General features: G+C 48.8%; 24 protein-coding genes and 1 other annotated feature. Of the genes, 2 read left to right on the top strand and 22 right to left on the bottom strand.

Annotated features, from left to right (window positions below; translation table 11 throughout):
• From nadA to F8N00_RS06890, 3 genes are all read right to left on the bottom strand, one after another.
• The coding region (gene nadA, locus F8N00_RS06900; protein ID WP_421017961.1) for a quinolinate synthase NadA at window positions 1-379 on the bottom strand (379 nt) is incomplete at its 3' end.
• Entirely contained in the window at window positions 369-1,211 is an 843-nt protein-coding gene (nadC, locus tag F8N00_RS06895) for a carboxylating nicotinate-nucleotide diphosphorylase (RefSeq protein WP_023468938.1), read from the bottom strand. The genes nadC and nadA, both read right to left, overlap by 11 nt.
• The gene (locus tag F8N00_RS06890; RefSeq protein ID WP_421017960.1) at window positions 1,135-2,604 is read right to left on the bottom strand and encodes an L-aspartate oxidase; all 1,470 of its coding nucleotides are present in this window, start codon (window positions 2,602-2,604) and stop codon (window positions 1,135-1,137) included. Before F8N00_RS06890 ends, nadC begins: the two co-directional genes overlap by 77 nt.
• Window positions 2,605-2,702: 98 nt before the next feature.
• Between F8N00_RS06890 and F8N00_RS06885 the strand changes: the two genes are divergently transcribed.
• Together F8N00_RS06885 and F8N00_RS06880 are read left to right on the top strand one after the other, a co-directional pair.
• Complete coding sequence (locus F8N00_RS06885) at window positions 2,703-3,785, top strand: cysteine desulfurase family protein (RefSeq protein ID WP_421017959.1); 1,083 nt, start codon at window positions 2,703-2,705, stop codon at window positions 3,783-3,785.
• A gap of 24 nt (window positions 3,786-3,809) precedes the next feature.
• Window positions 3,810-4,352, top strand: coding sequence for a transcription repressor NadR (locus F8N00_RS06880; RefSeq protein WP_023468941.1), 543 nt, complete (start codon window positions 3,810-3,812; stop codon window positions 4,350-4,352).
• 41 nt (window positions 4,353-4,393) lie between these two features.
• Here F8N00_RS06880 and F8N00_RS06875 read toward each other — a convergent pair whose 3' ends face one another.
• The 19 genes from F8N00_RS06875 to F8N00_RS06785 all read right to left on the bottom strand — a co-directional run.
• On the bottom strand, window positions 4,394-5,683 hold the full coding sequence (locus F8N00_RS06875; RefSeq protein WP_421017958.1) for a hemolysin family protein: 1,290 nt from the start codon (window positions 5,681-5,683) through the stop codon (window positions 4,394-4,396).
• A 38-nt stretch (window positions 5,684-5,721) separates the two neighbouring features.
• On the bottom strand, window positions 5,722-7,017 hold the full coding sequence (obgE, locus tag F8N00_RS06870) for a GTPase ObgE (protein WP_023468943.1): 1,296 nt from the start codon (window positions 7,015-7,017) through the stop codon (window positions 5,722-5,724).
• Between the two features lie 15 nt (window positions 7,018-7,032).
• Window positions 7,033-7,515 carry a Spo0B domain-containing protein gene (locus tag F8N00_RS06865; RefSeq protein ID WP_023468944.1) on the bottom strand — a complete coding sequence of 161 codons (483 nt, stop codon included), beginning with the start codon at window positions 7,513-7,515 and terminating at the stop codon, window positions 7,033-7,035.
• A gap of 68 nt (window positions 7,516-7,583) precedes the next feature.
• Complete coding sequence (gene rpmA, locus F8N00_RS06860) at window positions 7,584-7,862, bottom strand: 50S ribosomal protein L27 (RefSeq protein WP_012370976.1); 279 nt, start codon at window positions 7,860-7,862, stop codon at window positions 7,584-7,586.
• Between the two features lie 14 nt (window positions 7,863-7,876).
• On the bottom strand, window positions 7,877-8,215 hold the full coding sequence (locus F8N00_RS06855) for a ribosomal-processing cysteine protease Prp (protein WP_023468945.1): 339 nt from the start codon (window positions 8,213-8,215) through the stop codon (window positions 7,877-7,879).
• A gap of 3 nt (window positions 8,216-8,218) precedes the next feature.
• Window positions 8,219-8,527 carry a 50S ribosomal protein L21 gene (gene rplU / locus F8N00_RS06850; RefSeq protein ID WP_012370978.1) on the bottom strand — a complete coding sequence of 103 codons (309 nt, stop codon included), beginning with the start codon at window positions 8,525-8,527 and terminating at the stop codon, window positions 8,219-8,221.
• Window positions 8,528-8,542: 15 nt separating this feature from the next.
• Window positions 8,543-8,612: a sequence feature (ribosomal protein L21 leader region), on the bottom strand.
• A gap of 74 nt (window positions 8,613-8,686) precedes the next feature.
• The gene (locus tag F8N00_RS06845) at window positions 8,687-10,027 is read right to left on the bottom strand and encodes a ribonuclease E/G (protein ID WP_421017957.1); all 1,341 of its coding nucleotides are present in this window, start codon (window positions 10,025-10,027) and stop codon (window positions 8,687-8,689) included.
• Between the two features lie 63 nt (window positions 10,028-10,090).
• Window positions 10,091-10,894: a septum site-determining protein MinD gene (gene minD, locus F8N00_RS06840; protein WP_029342255.1), complete on the bottom strand. Its 804-nt coding sequence runs from the start codon at window positions 10,892-10,894 to the stop codon at window positions 10,091-10,093.
• 50 nt (window positions 10,895-10,944) lie between these two features.
• A complete protein-coding gene (locus F8N00_RS06835) occupies window positions 10,945-11,619 on the bottom strand; it encodes a septum site-determining protein MinC (RefSeq protein ID WP_023468948.1) in 675 nt (224 codons plus the stop codon).
• A 3-nt stretch (window positions 11,620-11,622) separates the two neighbouring features.
• Window positions 11,623-12,126 carry a rod shape-determining protein MreD gene (mreD, locus tag F8N00_RS06830; RefSeq protein ID WP_023468949.1) on the bottom strand — a complete coding sequence of 168 codons (504 nt, stop codon included), beginning with the start codon at window positions 12,124-12,126 and terminating at the stop codon, window positions 11,623-11,625.
• Window positions 12,119-13,003: a rod shape-determining protein MreC gene (gene mreC, locus F8N00_RS06825; RefSeq protein WP_023468950.1), complete on the bottom strand. Its 885-nt coding sequence runs from the start codon at window positions 13,001-13,003 to the stop codon at window positions 12,119-12,121. Before mreC ends, mreD begins: the two co-directional genes overlap by 8 nt.
• A 14-nt stretch (window positions 13,004-13,017) precedes the next feature.
• Window positions 13,018-14,052 (bottom strand): rod shape-determining protein, encoded by a 1,035-nt coding sequence (locus F8N00_RS06820; protein ID WP_023468951.1) that lies wholly within the window; start codon window positions 14,050-14,052, stop codon window positions 13,018-13,020.
• Window positions 14,053-14,214: 162 nt separating this feature from the next.
• The gene (gene radC, locus F8N00_RS06815; protein ID WP_421017962.1) at window positions 14,215-14,847 is read right to left on the bottom strand and encodes a RadC family protein; all 633 of its coding nucleotides are present in this window, start codon (window positions 14,845-14,847) and stop codon (window positions 14,215-14,217) included.
• Window positions 14,848-14,893: 46 nt separating this feature from the next.
• On the bottom strand, window positions 14,894-15,469 hold the full coding sequence (locus F8N00_RS06810; RefSeq protein WP_421017956.1) for a Maf family protein: 576 nt from the start codon (window positions 15,467-15,469) through the stop codon (window positions 14,894-14,896).
• Between the two features lie 107 nt (window positions 15,470-15,576).
• Entirely contained in the window at window positions 15,577-16,299 is a 723-nt protein-coding gene (locus tag F8N00_RS06805) for a hypothetical protein (protein ID WP_336448990.1), read from the bottom strand.
• Window positions 16,296-18,014 (bottom strand): hypothetical protein, encoded by a 1,719-nt coding sequence (locus F8N00_RS06800; protein WP_058264753.1) that lies wholly within the window; start codon window positions 18,012-18,014, stop codon window positions 16,296-16,298. The genes F8N00_RS06805 and F8N00_RS06800 overlap by 4 nt, the downstream gene beginning before the upstream one ends.
• 18 nt (window positions 18,015-18,032) lie before the next feature.
• The gene (locus tag F8N00_RS06795) at window positions 18,033-18,788 is read right to left on the bottom strand and encodes a prepilin peptidase (RefSeq protein ID WP_255997794.1); all 756 of its coding nucleotides are present in this window, start codon (window positions 18,786-18,788) and stop codon (window positions 18,033-18,035) included.
• Window positions 18,789-18,840: 52 nt separating this feature from the next.
• A complete protein-coding gene (locus F8N00_RS06790; protein WP_087681188.1) occupies window positions 18,841-19,323 on the bottom strand; it encodes a prepilin-type N-terminal cleavage/methylation domain-containing protein in 483 nt (160 codons plus the stop codon).
• 137 nt (window positions 19,324-19,460) lie between these two features.
• On the bottom strand, window positions 19,461-20,253 hold a 793-nt coding region (locus F8N00_RS06785), incomplete at its 5' end, for a type II secretion system F family protein (protein ID WP_421017955.1).

Here is a 20,253-nt window from a genome sequence, read left to right as displayed (position 1 = left end):
AAGAGACAGTCGTAAAAGCACGCTCCGTTTGTGTATCGTTCGCCATATCCGCCATCGAACAACCAGCACGCATGTCAGGCAAAACGACCGTATGTGACGCATCTGTCAACATGTCTGCCGTCTCTGCCATGAAGTGGACACCACAAAAGACTGTATATTCCGCTTCTGTCATCTGCTTCGCGACTTGCGCGAGCTGGAGCGAATCTCCCGTCGCATCCGCGAACTGGACAACTTCATCCTTTTGGTAGTGGTGGGCAGGTAAGAACAAGCGACTGCCCATCCGTGCTTTGACCCCTTCAATGATCGCAATTAATTCTGTTTCCGATTGCTGTAAGTACGACGCCGGAATCCCCTCATGACGTAATAAGTCAAATGACATCTTTTTTTCCTCCTTCGATTTTCATACTGATATCAAGCGCTGTTGCTGAATGGGTGAGTGCCCCGAGTGAGATGACGTCTGCTCCGCTATCAGCGAAGTCTGATAACGTGTCTATCGTGATTCCGCCGGATAACTCGACCGTGATATGCGGTGGAATCAATTGCCGAAGCTGTTTGATCTCTGCTGGTGTCCGGTTATCGAGCATGATGATATCAACTTTTGCAGCTACTGCCTCTAGCACTTCCGCTTCCGTTTCGACTTCGACTTCAATCGGTGTTGTATGACCTGCGACACGTTTTGCTCGCGCCACCGCCTCTGTGATCGATCCCGCGACCGTGATGTGGTTATCCTTGATCATGACGGCGTCATCGAGTCGTCCGCGATGACTATAGCCACCCCCGACGCGAACAGCGTGTTTTTCGAGCATTCGTAACCCTGGGGTCGTCTTTCGTGTATCCGTGATCCGAATCCGTCCTGCTGCTACCTCGACCGCTTGACGTGTCTTCGTCGCGATCCCGGATAAGCGTTGCACTAGGTTCAAGGCGACCCGTTCTCCGCTTAAGATGTCCTGTAACGAACCCGACCACTCGGCAAGGAGTGTTCCTCGCGTGACGATCGTCCCTTCCGCTACATGAATCGTCACGTCGACTTGTAAGAGATGCGCCATCTCCCGAATGATGTCAACTCCGCAAAAAACACCGTCTTCCTTAGCTAGAAAACGACCAGTCCCGCGTTCTTGTCCCGTCAGACATCCTTCACTCGTGATATCCCACTGTCCGATATCCTCGATTAAAAATGCCTCCAGTTGTTGCCGTAACTGCCACTTGTTCAACGTTCTCATCCTCTCCTGTCAATCGACTTCGCGCCCCTTCAAGCAATAGACATGCCGTTACGTGACGTAATCGATTTTCTTCCGCTTCCTGTCCGGATTCGTCTAATGTCCAGCCTTTTAATGTGTCCAGACATTCTTGTATCTGTTTCACATCCATTTCAACACCAATGACCTGCGATAGACGGTCGGTTACGGAACGAAGTGTTCCCGGGCGTCGTTTCACTTGTTTTACTGAAAGTTTCGGTAACAACTCGAGCTGTTCTGCTACTGCTTTCCCCATAACAACACATTCAAGGAGCGAGTTCGACGCCAGACGATTTCGACCGTGTAGTCCAATCGATGCCGTCTCACCGACCGCGTAAAGTCCTTCGACATGCGTCTGCCCCGTCAGATTCGTTTCAATCCCACCCATCAAGAAATGGATGCCTGGTGCAATTTCAACGAGATCCGGATTTATGTTCAGACTTTCACATTTTTCAACAAACGTTGGAAACCGTTTCGTCCGGTCGACGACGTTTGACGTATCGAGATAGACCGGTTCACATTTTCGCACCTCATGGATTCGTTTTGCGACTTCATCTCGCGCTGCTAAATCTTGCATCGGATGATCCGCCATGATCCGGTCACCATTTTTCGTTACAAGCGTCGCTCCTGCACCTCGTAGTGCTTCCGTGATCAAACCTTCCGAACGACCAGCATGAACGAGTACCGTCGGATGATGCTGGATATAACCGAGATCACGAATCGTCGCCCCCGCTTCAAAGGCGAGCGCAATCCCGTCTCCTTGAATCAAAGGATCATTCGTCGACGCCGCGAATAATCCACCCACTCCACCGGTCGCAAGAATCGTCGCGCGCGCCACAATCTCGATTGGCCCTCCCTCGCTATATCCGACTGCACCTACTACCTGCCCGTTGACTTGAATCAACTCCGTGATACACGTCTGCTCAAGAATCGGAAATGGTACTCGCGGCATCAACGTCTCCATGATCCGTTTACCAGTCTCGTCCCCGCCACAGTGATAAATCCGCGACAAACGATGCGCTCCTTCACGACCGAGCAAAAACTCTCCCTCGGATTGATCGAATGGAACGCCTTGTCGTAACAAGAATTCCATCGCCTCGGTTCCCGATCGAGTGACGTAATCGACGACGGACGGATTGAAACGCCCTTTTGCTGCTTGGCACGTATCTTCAAAGTGACCACGATGATTGACTTCTGCATAAGCGGAAGCAATCCCACCTTGTGCTCGAACGGAATTTGTCTCAAACCGCGTGCCTTTTGTGACAAGCAACGCTTCCGTTCCGGGTGGAAGATGCAGAGCGACCGATATTGCGGCGAGCCCAGTTCCAATGATCAACACATCCGTCTCAAGTCTTTTATGTAAAGACATATGTTTTACACCTCTATATCTAAATGTTTACTATTGACTTGACAATAAGTTTGGCATACTTTTAGCTGAGTGACAAGACGAAAGGACAGGATTTTTTCATGATCTATCTCGATTACGCAGCGACGACTCCGCTGCATCCACAAGCACTCGATCATTATCAACAAGCCGCTCAGTCGTTCTACGGCAACAGTTCTTCTCTTCATGACATCGGTGGCAACGCTGAACGTTTACTCGAACGAGCCCGTCAGTATCTGATGCAACAATTGGCTCAACAAGAAGGAACCGTCATCTTTACAGGGAGTGGATCTGAAGCAAACTACATCGCTTTGACCCATCTGATGCGACAGAGTAACAAATCAGTTGTCTTGACACTTCGATGTGAACACGACTCGGTCTTGCTTCCGCTTGCGCGCTGGGCACAAGAAACACGACACCTTTCTTTATTACCGGACGGAACGTTCGATTGGGAACAATTCGTTGCAGCTTGTACGGATGAAATCGGTGTTGTCTCGATTCAACATGTCAATTCGGATACGGGTTTTCGCTTTCCGGTCGAACGGATTGCAGCATACTGTCAATCGCGCGAGATTCTGTTTCATTGCGATGGTGTCCAAGGATTTTTAAAAGATACAATCAACATCGACGCTTTTGATGCCTACACGATGAGTAGTCATAAAGTGTATGGACCAAAAGGATTGGGCGCTTTGTACTTGCGGCGTCCGCTCTTCAGCCCTTATTACGAGGGACATCACGAATTCGGAATCCGCCCAGGCACAGTGGACGTTCCAGGAATTGCCGCCTTCATCACTGCCTGTGAGGCGTCTCGCTTCGAAAATCCAGGAATCCAAGCTTCAAGCCGTCGATTTCGTGGTATGCTAAAAAAAACATTGTCTTCGTCTCGTTACACGATCATCGAGTCGCCGACGCAACTCGCTTCCATCTGCGCCATCCATACGAAGCAACGGGATGGTCAATACGCATTGCTCGCCTTGAATCGTGCTGGAATCGCGGTTTCCGCTGGTAGTGCTTGTCGTGCTGGAGAAAACGGTCCGAATGCGACATTACGTGCCATCGGCTTTGACGAATCAGCGGCTCACGGGTTGATACGACTCAGTTTTGGAAGACAGACGACGAACGAAGAAATCGAACAGTGCATTGATGTGTTGAACACGATCTCATGACACTGAAGAAAGGTAGGAGACATGATGGGGAAACGCATCTCCGGAGAAGAACGCCGGAAATCATTACTTCGTATGATTGAGGAAAGTGAGCAACCTGTCACGGGAACGGCACTGGCGAAACAAGCAGGCGTCAGTCGTCAAGTGATCGTGCAGGATTTATCTTTGTTAAAGGCAAAAGGATATCCTGTCATCGCGACAGCTCGAGGTTATTTAATCAATGATCCTGAAATCGACGGATCGAAATTACGTCGCAAGATCGTTTGTCGTCACGGCATCGATCAATTAAAGGATGAGTGTGACGCCATTGTTGACGAAGGGGTCGTCATCCGCGATGTCATCATCGAACATCCCGTCTACGGCTTCATCACTGGAGAATTGATGCTAAAAAGCCGCCGGGATGTCCGGGTATTGCTAGAGAAGTTACATGAGACGCAAGCCACTCCACTCTCGAGCCTGACGGACGGAGTCCATATTCATACGCTTGAGGCTGATCATGAAGACGCACTGGAAGCCGCTATCGCTAAACTCGATCGTCTCGGAATTCTCGTTTCGGAACTCGATGTCTGAACATCAAAAAACCGCCTATTCCTAAGGAATAAGCGGTTTTTTTATCGTTCAATCGGTTCAAGTCGTGTCTCCGGCATCGTAGCAGGAGGATCGAACGTTGCTAAGACTTTGCGGACGCGTCGGTTTTCGATATGCAAGACGGTCAACGTGACACTTTCATAACGCATCGCCGTTCCGACGTCTGGCAATTGACCGCTCTCCTCCATGATCCATCCCCCAAGTGACTGGGCATCGGTGTCCGGCATTGTCAATTGAAATTGCTGACAGAAGTCTTCAATGTCATACTCCGCTAGACATTCGTATTGCTCTGGACCAATCCGTTTCGTATATTCCAACGATTCATCGTGTTCATCCCAAATCTCCCCGACGATTTCTTCTAAAATATCCTCAAGGGTGATCAGACCTGCCGTCCCTCCGAATTCATCAAGGACAACTGCCATGTGGGACTGCTTGACTTTGAGTTCCGGTAATAAATCCATCAATCGCGTCTGTGGTACGACGAACGATACCGGTCGAATCCATTCTCGGATATCAACGGAGCCGTTCTTCACGTATGCACGCAGAAAGTCCCGCTCCGATAATACACCAATGACGTGATCAATCGAATCTTTATAGACCGGTAGACGAGAATAGCCACCCTTTTGGACTTCTGCAATGATGTCTTCGAGCCGCGCATCAATATCGATCGCTTGAATATCCATCCGTGGCGTCAGCGCATCTTCGACCGTCGCATGTTGAAAATCAACTGCTTGATGAACGAGTTCAGCCTCTGCAAGCCCCATGATCCCTTCTTCCTGACTAATATCGACGAGTGCCTTGAGTTCCTGTTCGGTCACGAGCGGTCCTTTCGGATCAGCCCCAATCAATTGTAGCGCCAATTGGCGTAAGCGGAGTAACAGGAAAACGAGCGGTCGAAAGCACAGTAAGAAGAAACGCAGTGGACGTCCGATCAATAACACGTAACGTTCCGTATGTTCACGAGCATACGACTTCGGTATCAATTCTCCGAACAACAGCAACAGGAAAAATAGCGCAAGAAAGGTAACGGTTTGTGTTGCGATCGTCTCGACGAACTGGATGATCCACCAGCCACCAAATAAGATAAAGGCGACGTTGACGATCGTATTCCCAATCAAAATCGACGTCAGTGTCTCTTCGTAGCGTTGAAGTAAGCGAAACACACGGGACGCACGCGCGTCCCCTGCTTCCGATTGGTGCAACAACCGCAACCGGTTGACACTCGCGAGTGCCGTCTCGGCTGAGGAAAAGAATGCGGATAAGACGAGAATCGGAATTAACCAAACGACTGAAATCATGGGCAATGGGTCCACGATGCTTTCACACTCCGTTTCCTAATGGAATGAACCGCTTAGAATGATGACTCGACGAATTCGAACTCGAAATCGCGGATTCGAACGACGTCGCCGTCGATCGCACCAAGACGACGCAACTCTTCGTCGACACCCATTTGACGCAGTGTCCGAGCGAAACGTTTAATCGATTCTTCACGCATGAAGTTCGTCATAGTGAAGAGTTTTTCAATGCGTGGTCCTTTGATGACGAAGCAATCGTCTTCATCTTTCGAAATCGTAAAGCCAGCTTCTGGTGCTTCGTAACCGTAGACGACACGTGGTGTCGCTGTTTTCTCTTCGAGTTCCTCAAGACCGAATTCTGGTGTCGCATCGACGAGGTCAGCGATTCGGAATAACAGATCGCGTAACCCTTGACGTGTTGCTGCTGAAATCTCGAATACTTCAAGCTCTGGGAAAGCTTCCTTGAAGGCTTCAAGATGTTCTGCCGCATCTGGCATGTCCATCTTATTCGCGACGACGACTTGCGGACGTTCTGTTAAGCGCAGATTATAGTCCGCGAGTTCTTTATTGATGATGTTGTAGTCTTCGATTGGATCGCGACCTTCCATCCCACTCATGTCGATGACGTGGACGATGACTTTCGTCCGCTCGACGTGACGGAGGAACTGGTGACCGAGTCCGACCCCTTCACTTGCGCCTTCGATCAATCCTGGCAAGTCAGCCATGACGAAACTACGGCTATCTTCCGTTTCGACGACACCGATGTTCGGTGTGATCGTCGTGAAGTGATATGCGCCGATTTTCGGACGTGCTGCTGAAACGACCGATAACATCGTTGATTTTCCGACGCTCGGGAAACCGACGAGACCGACGTCTGCTAGCATCTTCAGCTCAAGCTTCAAGTACTTCTCTTCTCCTGGCTCACCGTTTTCAGCGTGCTCAGGTGCTGGGTTGGCTGGTGTCGCAAAACGTGTATTCCCACGACCGCCACGTCCACCTTTTGCGACGATCGCTTGTTGTCCGTGATGGACGAGGTCAGCGATGACCGCATTCGTATCGTCATCGTAGACGACTGTGCCCGGTGGAACCTTGACGATTAGATGCTCGGCTTTACGACCGTGCATCCCTTTTGACATGCCGTTTTCACCTTGAACCGCTTTAAAGTGACGTTTGTAACGGAAGTCCATCAATGTCCGAAGTCCTTCGTCAACTTCAAGGACGACGTGTGCCCCGTGACCACCGTCACCGCCAGCAGGACCGCCGTCCGGAACATATTTCTCGCGACGGAACGCTACTTGCCCACGTCCTCCGTCACCTGCTTTTACATAAATATTTACCTGATCGACAAACATGTCGGATCCCTCCTCTTACTTCTCTTCCTCAAACGGAAGACTTTCAATCTCAATCACACACTCATTTTCCGTCTGCGACTCGATTTCCATCGGCGTCACTAGATCCTCAAGGCGCGACATATCTAGTAGATCCCGATAGATCTCGATGGTCACGCCCTCGTGGAAGGTCACGGATACTTCACCTACTCCTACATCAATCATGGCGATGGCTGCTTCGACGAGTTGCTTCAGCCGCTCATCTTCCATGTGGGGTGCTCCGATGACATCATACGTCACAGTTTTGCCTGACCATTCAGCTTGCAGTAACGCCAGTGCGGTTTTCGGCAATCCGATTCGCGCTAGACGTCCTTCCCGAGATGCTTGCTCCCGGTACGCCGAACAGATCGACTCGACTGCTTGTTCGTCTCCGATCGCGCCATACGAACGGACGAGTTGTATCCGGTTCAACCACTCGTGACGAAGAGTCTTTAAAAGATCAAGTACCTGCTGTTCCTCCATCGGTCGTTCCCTCCTAAAAAAAACAGACCCTAACCCTCGAAAGTGGCTAGAGTCTGCTTCGTCGATCCTTATGCTGGGTAAACGCTGACTTGTTTCTTGTCGCGTCCGAGACGTTCGAAACGAACGACACCAGTTGCAGTTGCGAAAAGTGTATCATCGCCACCACGTCCGACGTTCATACCTGGGTGAATCTTCGTACCGCGTTGACGGTAGAGGATTGAACCAGCAGAAACAGTTTGACCGTCTGCACGTTTCGCCCCAAGGCGTTTCGATTGCGAGTCACGACCGTTCTTTGTCGAACCTACCCCTTTTTTCGATGCGAAGAACTGAAGATTAAGTTTCAACATGTGGAATCCACCTCCTATACTTGTTCAAGTTGGATAAACTCACCGTAACTTTCAGCGATGGTACCAAGTTGGACCAAAGTCGCTTCCAGTAACAATTGGGTGCGCTCACTGACATCCGGTGCTAAGTCAGCGTACGGTTCTACATAAAAGTAGCCACCCTCTTGTTGTTCTGCCATTTCAAGGAGCAGGACCTGCCCGAGTAATGCTTCTATGGCATTGTATGCCCCGAAGATCACCGACGAGACGCCGGCACAGACAAGGTCGAGACCTGGTTCTGCAAACTCGGCATGTCCTGTCACTTCGATGGAGCGGACGAGTTCCGCTTCATCTCGTCGAATCTTGACACGTATCATGGCTTACGCTTCGATTTTCTCGATGCGGACCTTCGTGTAAGGTTGACGGTGACCTTGCTTACGACGGTAGTTCTTTTTCGCTTTCATTTTGAAGACAGTGATCTTTTTCGCGCGAGCGTGTTTGATGACCGTTGCTACGACCTTCGCACCTTCTACGAGTGGAGCGCCGACTTTAACATCGTCACCACCAAGGATCAATACTTCACCAAATTCAACTGTGCTGTCGACGTCTGCGTTTAATTTCTCAACGTAGATTTCTTGGCCAGCTTCAACTTTGACTTGTTTACCACCAGTTTTGATAATTGCGTACATTACGTGCACCTCCTCTTAGGAACTCAGACTCGCCATCACGGGCAGCGAATGCTTTAAAACCCGGTCTGTGCGGTTGTAGTCATTTGGGTGCTTCCAAACGAACTAACGTTATTCAGAATACCAAACGTTCTTCTACCTTGTCAATGCTGTTCTGAAGGATTATTCCGATCGTTTGATGAAATCGAGACAGTCCTGTGACGACCCGGTGAACAGGACCGCTGGATCGCCTTCGAGCACATGGACTTCGAGCGGTTGACGAGAGATGAATTCGTCCTGCAACAGATGCCGTGGTGCGCGAATCACGGCTGCTTCCGCATAGGTCGCAATCTCAAGTAACTTCGGTTCAATCAAGCGATAGACACTCAATCGCGTCCACTGTCCGGATTCCTGCGAGCGTTCCTGTAGCGATTTCCCGTGACGTTGTCGTGTCAGTTCGCATAAACCCATCTTCGTAAACCCATAGACTTCGATTTGTTTCGTCTCGAGTGCCGCGCGCTCTTTGAGGAGCTGGGTCACCCGTGTCTGCCCCTTACTTGAACCACGCAGGAAATCGATCGCAATCATCCCGCTGATGTTGCGTAACCGCAATTGCCGCATGACTTCGACAGCAGCCGCTTCATTGATTTGATCAAACGTCCGCTTTTGTTCCTTGACGGAGATCGTCTTCCCACTGTTGACGTCGATGACAGTCATCGTCTCGACCTCTTCAATCAAGAGATACGCTCCTCCGTCAAGCCAGACGACCCGTTGCATCGCTTTATCGATTGCGCCATCGATTGCTTCCATCTCGGGTAAGCGTCCTTTTCGTAGCGAGCGTTCGACGGACAGACCAAGCAATTCGAGTCGTTCCTTTTCCGGACGCGTCATGACGAGTGCATCAGTAACGTGTGGAAGTCGTTTCGCTTCTTGGACGATCAGTGCCTCATCTTGTTCAAGACGCGGCGCCTGCAAAAGTTCTTTGTGACGTGTCCGTAATGACTGCAGCTCTTGTTTCAATTCATCGATTGATGCTTTCGCTGCTTCCGTTCGGTAAAGAATTCCTTCTTCTTCTGTTGTCGTTAATTGCTCCGCCAGTTGACGCTGAACGACGAGATCCAGCTTCCGACTGAAACGGATGCGGCGACCGTATGGAAAATAGACAAGATAACGTCCACCATAGGTGATATTCTGCGTCACCTTGTGTTGTTTTGGTGCGACCCCTTCCTTGACGACCTGGACAAGTAACGTCTGTCCGACCTGGACGGCTTGTCCAATCGTCGGTACGTCCGGATAGCGGCGAAGTGCTTCCACCGTCTCATTCAGCGGTAAATAAAGCGGTGTACCGTCAGTCGCGATCAAAAAGGCTGCCCCGAGCGTCGGATGCAACCGGTCGACCTTGGCATAGACGAATGTGCCGACCCGGATCTCGTCACGCATCCGTTCATGATATTCAATCAATCGACCGCCTTCGACCAATGCTAATCGTTCAAGCGAAGCGGTCTGTTCACTAATCCATCGCATACTGATCCCTCCAAAAAAATTAGACTAGGCGCGACGATGTCGTCCTAGTCTAATTTCCCATTCTTATTTCATCCCAAGCATCTTCTTCAATTTGACGAAGAAGCCTTTTTGCGGTTGTTCATTTAAATCAAGCAGTGGCACGGATTCTCCAAGAATTCGGCGGGCGATGTTTCGGTATCCGAGTCCAGCCCGATTATCCGGATTCATCGTCACAGGCACACCACGGTGGGAAGCGGCGATGACTTCTTCATCATCGATGATCAGACCCAGGAGGTCGATCGAAAGAATACGCATGATCTCATCGATGTCGAGCATATCCCCCGATGCCATCATGTGTGAACGCACGCGGTTAATGACGAGTTTCGGAACGATGTTACGTTCTGAGCGCTCGAGCATCCCGATGATCCGGTCCGCATCCTGAACGGCTGCTTTTTCCGGTGTCGTCACGACGACGGCTTCATCGGCTCCGGCGATTGCATTCATGAAGCCTTGTTCGATTCCGGCAGGGCAGTCAATCAAAACAAAGTCGTATTCAAGTTTCAGTGTATCGATGATTGCCTTCACCTGTTCGGGTGTGACGGAGGACTTATCCTTTGATTGAGCAGCAGGCAACAGATACATCTCTTCAAAACGTTTATCGCGGACGAGCGCTTGGTGCAACTTACATTGCCCCGTCACGACGTCAACGATGTTATAGATACTCCGGTTATCGAGACCAAGCACGATATCCAGATTGCGTAACCCGATATCCGTATCGACGAGACAAACCGAATGTCCCATCAATGCAAGTGCTGTTCCAATGTTCGCAGTCGTCGTTGTCTTACCGACACCGCCTTTACCGGATGTGACGACGATGGCGCGTCCCATATTCGTCTTCGCCTCCATATGTACCTGTTCTTTCACTTGTTCCATATCCGTCACCCTCTTTCACTATCAATCGCAAACTGATCCATCCGCGCGAGCGGAACGGTTTGAAGGCGGGAGAATTCGACCCCGTCTTCACCTAAAAATGCACAACCCATATCGAGAGCAGGAATCGGTGCGTCCTCCGGTTCCTCATGGACGGTGCCAGCGACCGCAATCCACTTCGGTTGCAACACGCTCGCCGCGATGACGGCTTCCGTATTGCCACCTTTCCCCGCATGAACGGTCCCCCGTAACGCACCGAGACAATAGATACTTCCTGTCGCATGAACGACCGCCCCCGGATTGATATCTCCGATGATGACGATCGAGCCTTCGACGTCTAATACGTGCCCACTGCGTGCCGTGCCACCGAAATAGTGGAACGTTCGCTCTCCGTACAAAGCTTTTGCCTCGTCCTTCGTGATGCACTCACTGTCATAACCTTTGAAAGAGAAGGAATCATGTCGCGCGACGATAGATTCGACGGCCGTCAACACCCCTTCATCGACATAACGTCGACCGAAGAAGAAGGTGATCGGTACGGCGCGTCCGTTCTCGACGGATTTGTCCGCAAGCGTCAACTCTAAATCGTCAAGAAATTCATCCACACTGCACCTTTCATTCACATAGACGGCGAGGCCACCACGATGACCTTTCATCGTTACATAACGTTTACGCTCAATCATGACTCATCCTCTTTTCTCGTCAAGGGTCGACTGCACGAGTCGGGTCATCGGATAATACAGGATGATGATCCCGATCAACTGCGCAACCAGACTCCTTGGAATGATCTGTGTCGCGAGTTCCTGGAAGGATACCCCGACACCAACGACCGAAGCCGTGAAGAAATATATATCGAGTTCATACAAAATGGCACTGAACGTGAACGTGACAAGAATCGTTAATACGTTCTCCTTTACATATTTTAGCACGAAGCTACTAAAAAGCGGAATGGCGGATAACGCAAATAAGTAAATGCCGATGATATCCGAATAGACGAAATCATACAACAATCCGAAGACGAGTCCGAATCCGAGTGCCTGTTCGAGTTTTCCATATCGACCAAGGAACATCAAACCGATCAATGTCGCATGAATGACATACGGCGATCCATCTCCGAGAGGTCCTGCGAACAGCGTTCCTTCCAAGATGAAAAGAAGGAACACGGCGAAAAACAACTTAACGTTATTCACGAGTGTCCCCTCCCTTATCGGTCTCAGCGAAAGGTTCCTTCGCTTCGCGTTCAATCACGAAGACATGACCGAACTGTTCGAAGTCTGCTGCCGGTTTGACGTATGCGATTTTTGAAGCCCCATACTGATCGGATTTCACTTCCGTGATTTTTCCGATGACGATCCCACTCGGATACTTTCCACCAAGACCTGACGTCGTGACGGTCTGCCCTTTTTTCAGCTTCGCGTCGTTCGGAATTTTCGTGAACTTGAGTAATTTCGTTTCTTCATCAAACCCCTCGATCGTACCGAAAACACCTTTTCCCTTCGTATCGTCAGCCGTTGCCGAGACGTTATTCGTCCGACTCGTATCCGACATCAACTGTACGAGAGACGTATAGGCGCTCGCTTGGATGACGCGACCAATTAGTCCGTCTGCTGTTACAACGGCCATGTTCGCCTTGACACCCTTTTGTTCACCGATGTTGATCGTCACGAACCGTTGCCATTCAGATGCCGTCCGACCAATCATCTCTGCCGGTAACAACTTGTAGTCGCGGATCGATCCGTTCAGGTCGAGCATATCCTTCAATTCTTTATTCTCACGCTCAAGATCACGGACTTTGACCGCATTACCAGCATAGTCATTCAATCGTGATTTCAAGTGTTCGTTCTCTTTGTAAACGTCACGCACTTCTCTAATCGAAGTGACCGTATCATCAATCCAGCCAATCGGTGTCGCGAAAAGGCGTTGACCGACGCCCGCGGTATCACGCACGAAGCTTTGATACCAGTGGGATTGGTTACGCCCTTGCAGCGAAATGCCGATCAAAATCACCAAAAGGAGAAAACTAAGGAGTGTGATGAGCAGTTTTCGATTGTTTAAAAATCGCTTCATCGCTCATCCCATCCTTATCTTTTTTGCGAGATGCCTGATTTCGAACGAAGGACATTCATCATCTCGAGTGATTTTCCTGTACCGATTGCGACACAATCGAGTGCATTTTCTGCAACGAGTGTCAAAATACGTGTTTCGTCTTCGATGACAGCATCGAGGTTCTTTAAGAGAGCCCCACCGCCAGTCAGAACGATACCGCGGTCCATGACGTCTGCTGATAATTCAGGAGGTGTCTGCTCAAGCGTGTGCTTGACACCCGCAAGAATCGCATCGACCGTATCTGAAAGTGCATCACAAATTTCGGCACTTGTGACTTCAATCTGTTTTGGAAGACCTGTCACGAGATCGCGTCCACGGATCTCCATCGTTTCATTTTCTGATTCTTCATCGATGCGTGCGTAACCGATTGTCATTTTCAACGTCTCAGCTGTCCGCTCCCCGATCATCAGGTTGTACTTCGACTTGATGTAACGAATGATGGATTCATCCATCTCGTCTCCACCGACACGAATCGATTGACTCGTGACGATACCACCGAGTGAGATAACAGCAACTTCCGTCGTACCACCACCGATATCAACGACCATCGAGCCTGTTGGTTCTGAAACCGGAAGACCTGCACCGATTGCTGCTGCAAATGGTTCTTCAATCGTGTACGCTTCACGCGCTCCCGCAAGTTTCGCTGCATCTTCAACCGCACGTTTTTCGACCGATGTGATCCCACTTGGTACACAGATCATGACGTTTGTTTTTGAAGAGAACAAACCTTTTTTCTTCGAAGCTTGATCCATGAAGTATTTGATCATCGTAGCGGTTGTTTCATAATCCGCGATAACCCCGTCTTTCATCGGGCGTCGTGCTGTCACGTTACCCGGCGTACGACCGATCATGTTTTTCGCTGCGTTACCGACCGCTTCAATTTTTCCTGTATCCGTACGAAAAGCGACGACGGACGGTTCGCGGACGACGATTCCTTGCCCCTTTACATACACGAGCGTGTTAGCCGTACCTAAGTCAATGCCGATTTCACGGCTGAATGATCCAAACATTATTCAAAAAACCCCTCTCTGAGAATACACTTCACTAATTATAACGGAAAAGCCTTCATTGGAAAGCGTTAAAACGTTACAGCTTGTTTACAGTTCGCCTTAGAAAACACACAAAAAAACGTCTGATGGAAAGAAACGAAACTTTCCCTTCAGACGTTATTCTTACATAAATCCGCGCTGTTTCATACTAATAAATTGTCCGTGCCCGATGATGATGTGGTCAAGACAACTGATTCCAATGAGCCGTCCTGCCTCAACGAGCCGCTCTGATACCTCGATATCCTCTCGACTCGGTGTCGGATCACCCGACGGATGATTATGCACAGCGATGAAATTCGCAGCCGAACAACGAATCGCTTCCCGGAAGACGTCACGCGGGTGGACGATCGACGTGTTCAATCCTCCAATGAATAACGTTTTTTTCGAAACGACCTCATTTTTCGTATTCAAATACAGACAGATGAAGTGTTCTTGTTGATAAAGACGCATCTCTTCTAACAACAGCTCCGCTGCGTCTTCCGGTGAACGAATCGTTGGTCGCACCCACTTCGGTTCCGTGACGAGACGACGACCCAGTTCTAGTCCCGCCATGATTTGTAATGCCTTCGCCTTTCCGACCCCTGGTGCTTTTTCGAGTCCTCCGACTCCAGCCGCTTCGAGTTCGATCAGCGAAGGATAGATATGCAGTAATTCTTCCGCGATTTCAAGCGGGGTCCGGTCTCGTGTCCCACTTCGGACAAGACACGCGAGCAGTTCGACTGTCGTCGCATGTGCCAAGCCTTTCAACTGAACCATGTCCTTCGGCCATTCAATCACAGCATCCGACCTCTCTGTTTCAGAATTACGCAAACATCGGCTTGATTTTAAACGACGCGAGACGTTTCGTGATCTCGTGTATGGGCAATCCAACGACATTATAATAATCGCCCTCAATCGCCTCGACGAATAGCCCTCCCATCGCTTGGATACCATAGCCACCCGCTTTATCGTAAGGCTCGTTCGTCGCGATATACCCTTCGATCCACTCGTTTAACAATGCACCAAAACGAACGTGTGTCGTCACGTCGAACGTCTCCTCCTTTTCACCAAAGCGAATCGTCACGCCTGTCACGACTTCATGAGCGCGTCCTGACAGACGCGCAAGCATCGCCCGTGCCTCAGAACTATCTGCTGGCTTCTCAAGAATCATGTCATCAATCGCGACGAGCGTATCCGCAGCCAAAATGACGCCGTCTATCGTAATCGCTCGCGCTTTCTTTTGCGATAGATAACGGACGTACTCATGCGGTGACATCGGAAATGGTGCCTCTTCGACGACATTCGCAGGTACGACTTCGTGAGGGATTCCAATTTGCTTTAGAAGTTCCGTCCGGCGTGGTGAAGCCGAGGCAAGGATCAAGTGTGGTTGCGTTACCATTAGTATCACGTTCTTTCCCGTTAATTTCGAATCGGATAATTCGAGTCATCGTTTAGTCTAACAAAAAACAAGCGGTCCCTAACAGAGTAGGAACCGCCAAACTCATCTTAATTTCCTGTCACATCGACAAATGGATCTGACTTTGGTGTTTTTTCTTTAAGCGGCGTCTGTTTATCAGGCGTCAACTTCGTTAAATCCGGACGGTAATACGATTCAATTTCGACTGTGAAAGATAGCATTTCGTTTTCCAATTGAATTGCGCCACCGCCAGGTCCTTGTTCTTCTGGACCAGTCAACTGAATCTGGCGAAGAATCGTAATGCGATCTGTTCGCTCAATTTGTTTCAAGAAGGCCATCAATTCAAGATATGACGGTGCTTCAATCGTCAAAGAAGCTGGTAACGGTGTCGCATTTGCTGCGGGAGTAGTCGCTGTAGGCGTTGTCGCTTGTTCAGACTCGGTCGCCATCGCTCCGTCAACAGCCGGTGTGGACGTTACGGGAGATTGTGGTGTAGTCTCTGTCGACTGACCGAAAGTAATCGACTGCACTTTTACTCCAGCAATCTGACTTGCTGCGTTGATCGCATCGATAACATCATCATTCGATGCCGTCACCGGAACTTTTTGTTGTAGGAAACTCGATTCTGCCACGTCCACTTTTTGCTCATTTGCTTTTGCTTGCTCTAACGCCATTTGCTCTCGTTTGAGTGTCGCCTCTTTTTGTTGCAAGGTTTGATGTGTCATATACGTCGTATATCCAAAATACCCAATGCCACCTAAAACGATGAGAATTGATAAAAAGAGAAGGAGGTAACTGCTATATCGCTTCAATTTTCAGGCACCTCCTCAACTTCTGTCGAGATGACTTCTCCTGAAGGATCATCCGGTGTTTGACCGTCCCCTTCAATTTCTGGCTCAGATGGCTTATCTTCTTTCGGTACTGCCGGGTCTGCCTCATTGGTCTCTCCCTTAACAACCTCCTCAGGATTGACATCCATAGAAAACTGACCGATATATCGCGGTTCTTCTGTCTTCGTGTCATCATTCGGAGTAATTTCCGTCGTTGGAATCTCTTGACCGGTCGCCGGATCAACCGTTGTCGTTGTCACGACATCTGTTTTTTCATTCATCGTTTTTGTCGTAACGCTTGCCAGTGTCGTACCGGAGAACACTTTATCGGTCAGCAACTCTCGGTAAAAATCATTCAGCTCATCGAGTGTCTCAAACTGAGCCGTCATAGCAACGGTATCATCCGCTCCATATGCGTACTGAAGAATGTATCCGCGTTCCGGTAAGTAACGTGTGATTCGCTCAAGTGTTGGAACAGCTGGCTTAGGTGCTTCTTCTAGCGACTCGACCGTCTGTTTCAATTGAACGACTTCTTGTTTAGACGACTGATCGGATTCGGATTGTAATTGTCGGACGATTTGAATCTGATCGTCTACGGATTCCACTCGGTTAGCGAACTGATCCGTTTGCCAATATAAATAACCACCAATCAATCCACCAAATAATAATAAAATCAGCGAAGCGACAAGCGGATATTTCGGTGCCTCGTCACTTTCCGGTAAAAGATTGATACGATCTGGTCGCGCAGTGGCTAGACCGACGATCGGTAAGTAAATGCGTGGAACCGATTGACTATCGATCGTCATCATGTCCGGTACTTCATCTAGCTGAAGATCAAAGTTCGTTCGGAATCGTGTCGCTAATTCATCTCGAAACGGGAAGTCTCCCGCAAGGACAACCGTCTTGATTTCGCGGCTTTCTCGAGCGAGCGAGAAGCGGTAAAAGTCTAGCACACGCGAAAATTCTAACAGCATTTCATCTAAGACGAGTTCGACTGTCTGATCATCTGATCGATAGCGATAATGCAATTGATCCTCGATCACGTCTACATCCCAAGCATCTGCCGAAAACGTATCCACTGAGCGAATCAGGCGTGGTACACGATCTTCGATGATAATCAATTGATGGTTCGTCGCGTTCGCATTCCAAATCAGTAGCGTATCGGTATCTGCTGCTGGATAATGCGCTTCAAGACCAAAGTAGGTAGACAGTGGTTGCGGCTCCGCTGCCACTAATCGAAGATGCTTTTGTTTAAACAATTGCGTATATTGTTTCAGTGCTTCATTCGGTGCCGCATACAGCATGATTTCACGTTTTTCACCATCTTCAAGGACAGTGTAGTCGAAGTACGGTTCTTCAAAAGGAAGGACAATGCTATGACCAATCTCCATGAATAAATAACCCCGAATCTGATTCGTCGCAATCGTCTCCGGAATATCGAGTTTCCGTGCAAGGACGAGTGAACCATCCAGCGCAAGAACGGCTTTGGATCCGCGAGGAACTTTCAACTTCGTCAATAGACTATCAAAAATCAGATCGAGCGACGCTTCCGGTTGAAGCCATCCACCCTGTAACGTACCTGCTGGAAGAGATACGACAGCACGTCGTTTCAAGACCCCTTTTTTGACAACCGCACCAAAAATAGCGACGTCCGTAAAATTAAAATAAACATATGTACCTTTACGCCGTTGCGTCATATGTACGTTCTTCCTTTCTTAAAGCAGTAAATCGAGGTACCACGACACCCAATCATCCGCAAAATAATATGTAAGTAATGTCCCGATCGCAATGGAGGGAACGAATGGTATCGGTTGTTTTCGTCTGACGCGTCCCGTTCCGAGTAGCGTCAGCCCGATCACTGAACCAACAAATGCTGAAACAAACAACGCGATGACGACGTGAAGCGGTCCAAGGAAAATCCCGAGTAAACCGAAGAGCTTGACATCTCCTGCTCCCATACCGCGTCGTGATGCAAGAAAAATGACGAACAATAGAACGAATCCGACAATTCCTCCAATAATTGGATTATACCAGTTTTCAAGTGGAGAAAGGTAGCGCACAATCAAAGCAATTGGTAAAAAGAACAGTAAAATTTTATTCGGTATGAGCATATAGGCAAGATCAGACATCGTAAGAATAAACAAGAGACTAGTTAGAGTGAGTGTCAACGCAAGTTCCATCGACCAACCGAACTGCCAAAAGGCATACGCATAGAGCATTCCACCGAGTAGTTCAAGCGCTGGATACTTGATTGAAATCGCCTGTCCACAAGAACGACACTTCCCACCGAGTACTACATATCCGAGTACTGGCGTCAGTTCGAGTGGTCCAAGCACATGTCCACAGGTCGGACAATGGGAACGTGGATGAACGATTGACTCCCCGACCGGAACACGCAAACCGACGACATTCGTAAACGATGTGATCAACAAACCTAACAAGAAAAAATATACCGTGAAGACGATCGTCATGACACGACCTCCCTTTCAAAAAAGTTCAGAAAAAAACCCCCGAGGTGGGGGGTTACTTTCCAGCTAAATCGGCTCGCTTTGGTGAGCTATCTTCGTTAAAGTACGTAACTGCAGTAGCATCCGTTGAGACCAACGTGACAGCATATGTAAGCTTACCAGAAGTATTCGTAACCTTTACACTAGCAGATTTAAACGCTGCATCATCATTCATTGGATCATTTAATTCATCAATGTATTTGCTAAGTACATTACCATCAGTTGTAGCTGGGTCACCGACATAATATACAGTTGTATTTGTATTTTCTTTAATCGGTTCAGCTGAAACATATAATTTCGCTGACGAAATTAATTGTTTTGCATTCGCTACTTGTGCATCCTTACGTGAGTTCTCAATCAATCCACCGATTGCGACGACAGCGATTGCTGCGATGATACCTAAGATAACGACGACGACGAGTAACTCGATCAATGTCAGTCCGCGCTCATCGCGCATTTGTTTTGCATCTAACCAGATTTCTTTTAAACGTTCGATCATTTCATTATGCCTCCCTAGTGCTTTTTTACTGTTCTTGGTTAGTAAGACTTACTAGCCAAACGAATACTATTATAGTAGCACCACATTTTTTGTAGTTTATGTCTTTTTTTAACAACAGGTAAATGTTTTTACAATTGTCAACTTCCTTGAATATCGGAGTAAATCTTAAACATCGGTACGACGACAGCGATGACGATGACACCAACGATTGCGGCTAAAACAACAATCAACAATGGTTCGATGATCGATTTCAAACGATCCGTCGTCGTTTCAACTTCGGTTTCGTAGAAGTTCGCGACTTCCGTCAACATCGAGTCGAGCCGACCCGATTCTTCCCCGATCGCAATCATCTGCGTGACGAGCGGTGGGAAATATTTATTTCGCTCCAAAGGTTCGTGCATCGGAATACCGCGCGACATCGCTTCGTTCGCACCAGCAATCCCTTTACGAATGATCCGATTCGTAACGATTCGTTCAGTAATATCAAGTGAAGCTAAAATTGGTACTGACGCATTGAGCAATACAGATAGACCACGTGTCATCAGCGCGATTTGTGATTTTTGAATCAGCGGTCCGAAGACTGGAATCATTAACAAGAAACGGTCAAAAAAGAGACGCTGTCGCTCATTCTTGAGGTTAAAATACAACAGTCCGATCAAACCAAACGCAATTAATAGTAATACCCACCAATAGGCGACAAAAAAGTCGGAGACAGCGACGACGAGTTTCGTAATCAAAGGCAACTCACTGCCTAACTGATCAAAAATCGAAGCGAACGTCGGTACGACATTCATCATCAGGAAGACAACGACGCCGATCGCGACAAGCGAGACGACCGCCGGATAGATTAAGGCCGAAATGACTTTTCGTTTGATTTCATATTGTTTTTGAAGCTGCGTCACGATATTATCTCTGTCTCTTATACACATC

Origin of the sequence: Exiguobacterium sp. A1_3_1, from assembly GCF_048985645.1 — a bacterium.
GTDB classification, from domain to species: Bacteria; Bacillota; Bacilli; order Exiguobacteriales; family Exiguobacteriaceae; genus Exiguobacterium_A; species Exiguobacterium_A indicum.
This window is presented reverse-complemented; position numbering and strand designations above follow the sequence as displayed.

Excerpts from the sequence above, each read along its gene's own strand:
- F8N00_RS06835 (WP_023468948.1), bottom strand. The coding sequence starts at position 11,619 with ATGATTGAGCGTAAACGTTATGTAACGATGAAAGGTCATCGTGGTGGC.
- F8N00_RS06855 (WP_023468945.1), bottom strand. The coding sequence starts at position 8,215 with ATGATACGTGTCAAGATTCGACGAGATGAAGCGGAACTCGTCCGCTCC.
- F8N00_RS06810 (WP_421017956.1), bottom strand. The coding sequence starts at position 15,469 with ATGGTAACGCAACCACACTTGATCCTTGCCTCGGCTTCACCACGCCGG.
- rpmA (WP_012370976.1), bottom strand. The coding sequence starts at position 7,862 with ATGTTGAAACTTAATCTTCAGTTCTTCGCATCGAAAAAAGGGGTAGGT.
- F8N00_RS06880 (WP_023468941.1), top strand. The coding sequence starts at position 3,810 with ATGGGGAAACGCATCTCCGGAGAAGAACGCCGGAAATCATTACTTCGT.
- F8N00_RS06790 (WP_087681188.1), bottom strand. The coding sequence starts at position 19,323 with ATGATCGAACGTTTAAAAGAAATCTGGTTAGATGCAAAACAAATGCGC.
- F8N00_RS06800 (WP_058264753.1), bottom strand. The coding sequence starts at position 18,014 with ATGACGCAACGGCGTAAAGGTACATATGTTTATTTTAATTTTACGGAC.
- rplU (WP_012370978.1), bottom strand. The coding sequence starts at position 8,527 with ATGTACGCAATTATCAAAACTGGTGGTAAACAAGTCAAAGTTGAAGCT.
- F8N00_RS06795 (WP_255997794.1), bottom strand. The coding sequence starts at position 18,788 with ATGACGATCGTCTTCACGGTATATTTTTTCTTGTTAGGTTTGTTGATC.
- minD (WP_029342255.1), bottom strand. The coding sequence starts at position 10,894 with ATGGGACGCGCCATCGTCGTCACATCCGGTAAAGGCGGTGTCGGTAAG.
- F8N00_RS06820 (WP_023468951.1), bottom strand. The coding sequence starts at position 14,052 with ATGTTTGGATCATTCAGCCGTGAAATCGGCATTGACTTAGGTACGGCT.
- F8N00_RS06885 (WP_421017959.1), top strand. The coding sequence starts at position 2,703 with ATGATCTATCTCGATTACGCAGCGACGACTCCGCTGCATCCACAAGCA.
- obgE (WP_023468943.1), bottom strand. The coding sequence starts at position 7,017 with ATGTTTGTCGATCAGGTAAATATTTATGTAAAAGCAGGTGACGGAGGA.
- F8N00_RS06890 (WP_421017960.1), bottom strand. The coding sequence starts at position 2,604 with ATGTCTTTACATAAAAGACTTGAGACGGATGTGTTGATCATTGGAACT.
- mreC (WP_023468950.1), bottom strand. The coding sequence starts at position 13,003 with ATGAAGCGATTTTTAAACAATCGAAAACTGCTCATCACACTCCTTAGT.
- F8N00_RS06865 (WP_023468944.1), bottom strand. The coding sequence starts at position 7,515 with ATGGAGGAACAGCAGGTACTTGATCTTTTAAAGACTCTTCGTCACGAG.
- F8N00_RS06845 (WP_421017957.1), bottom strand. The coding sequence starts at position 10,027 with ATGCGATGGATTAGTGAACAGACCGCTTCGCTTGAACGATTAGCATTG.
- radC (WP_421017962.1), bottom strand. The coding sequence starts at position 14,847 with ATGGTTCAGTTGAAAGGCTTGGCACATGCGACGACAGTCGAACTGCTC.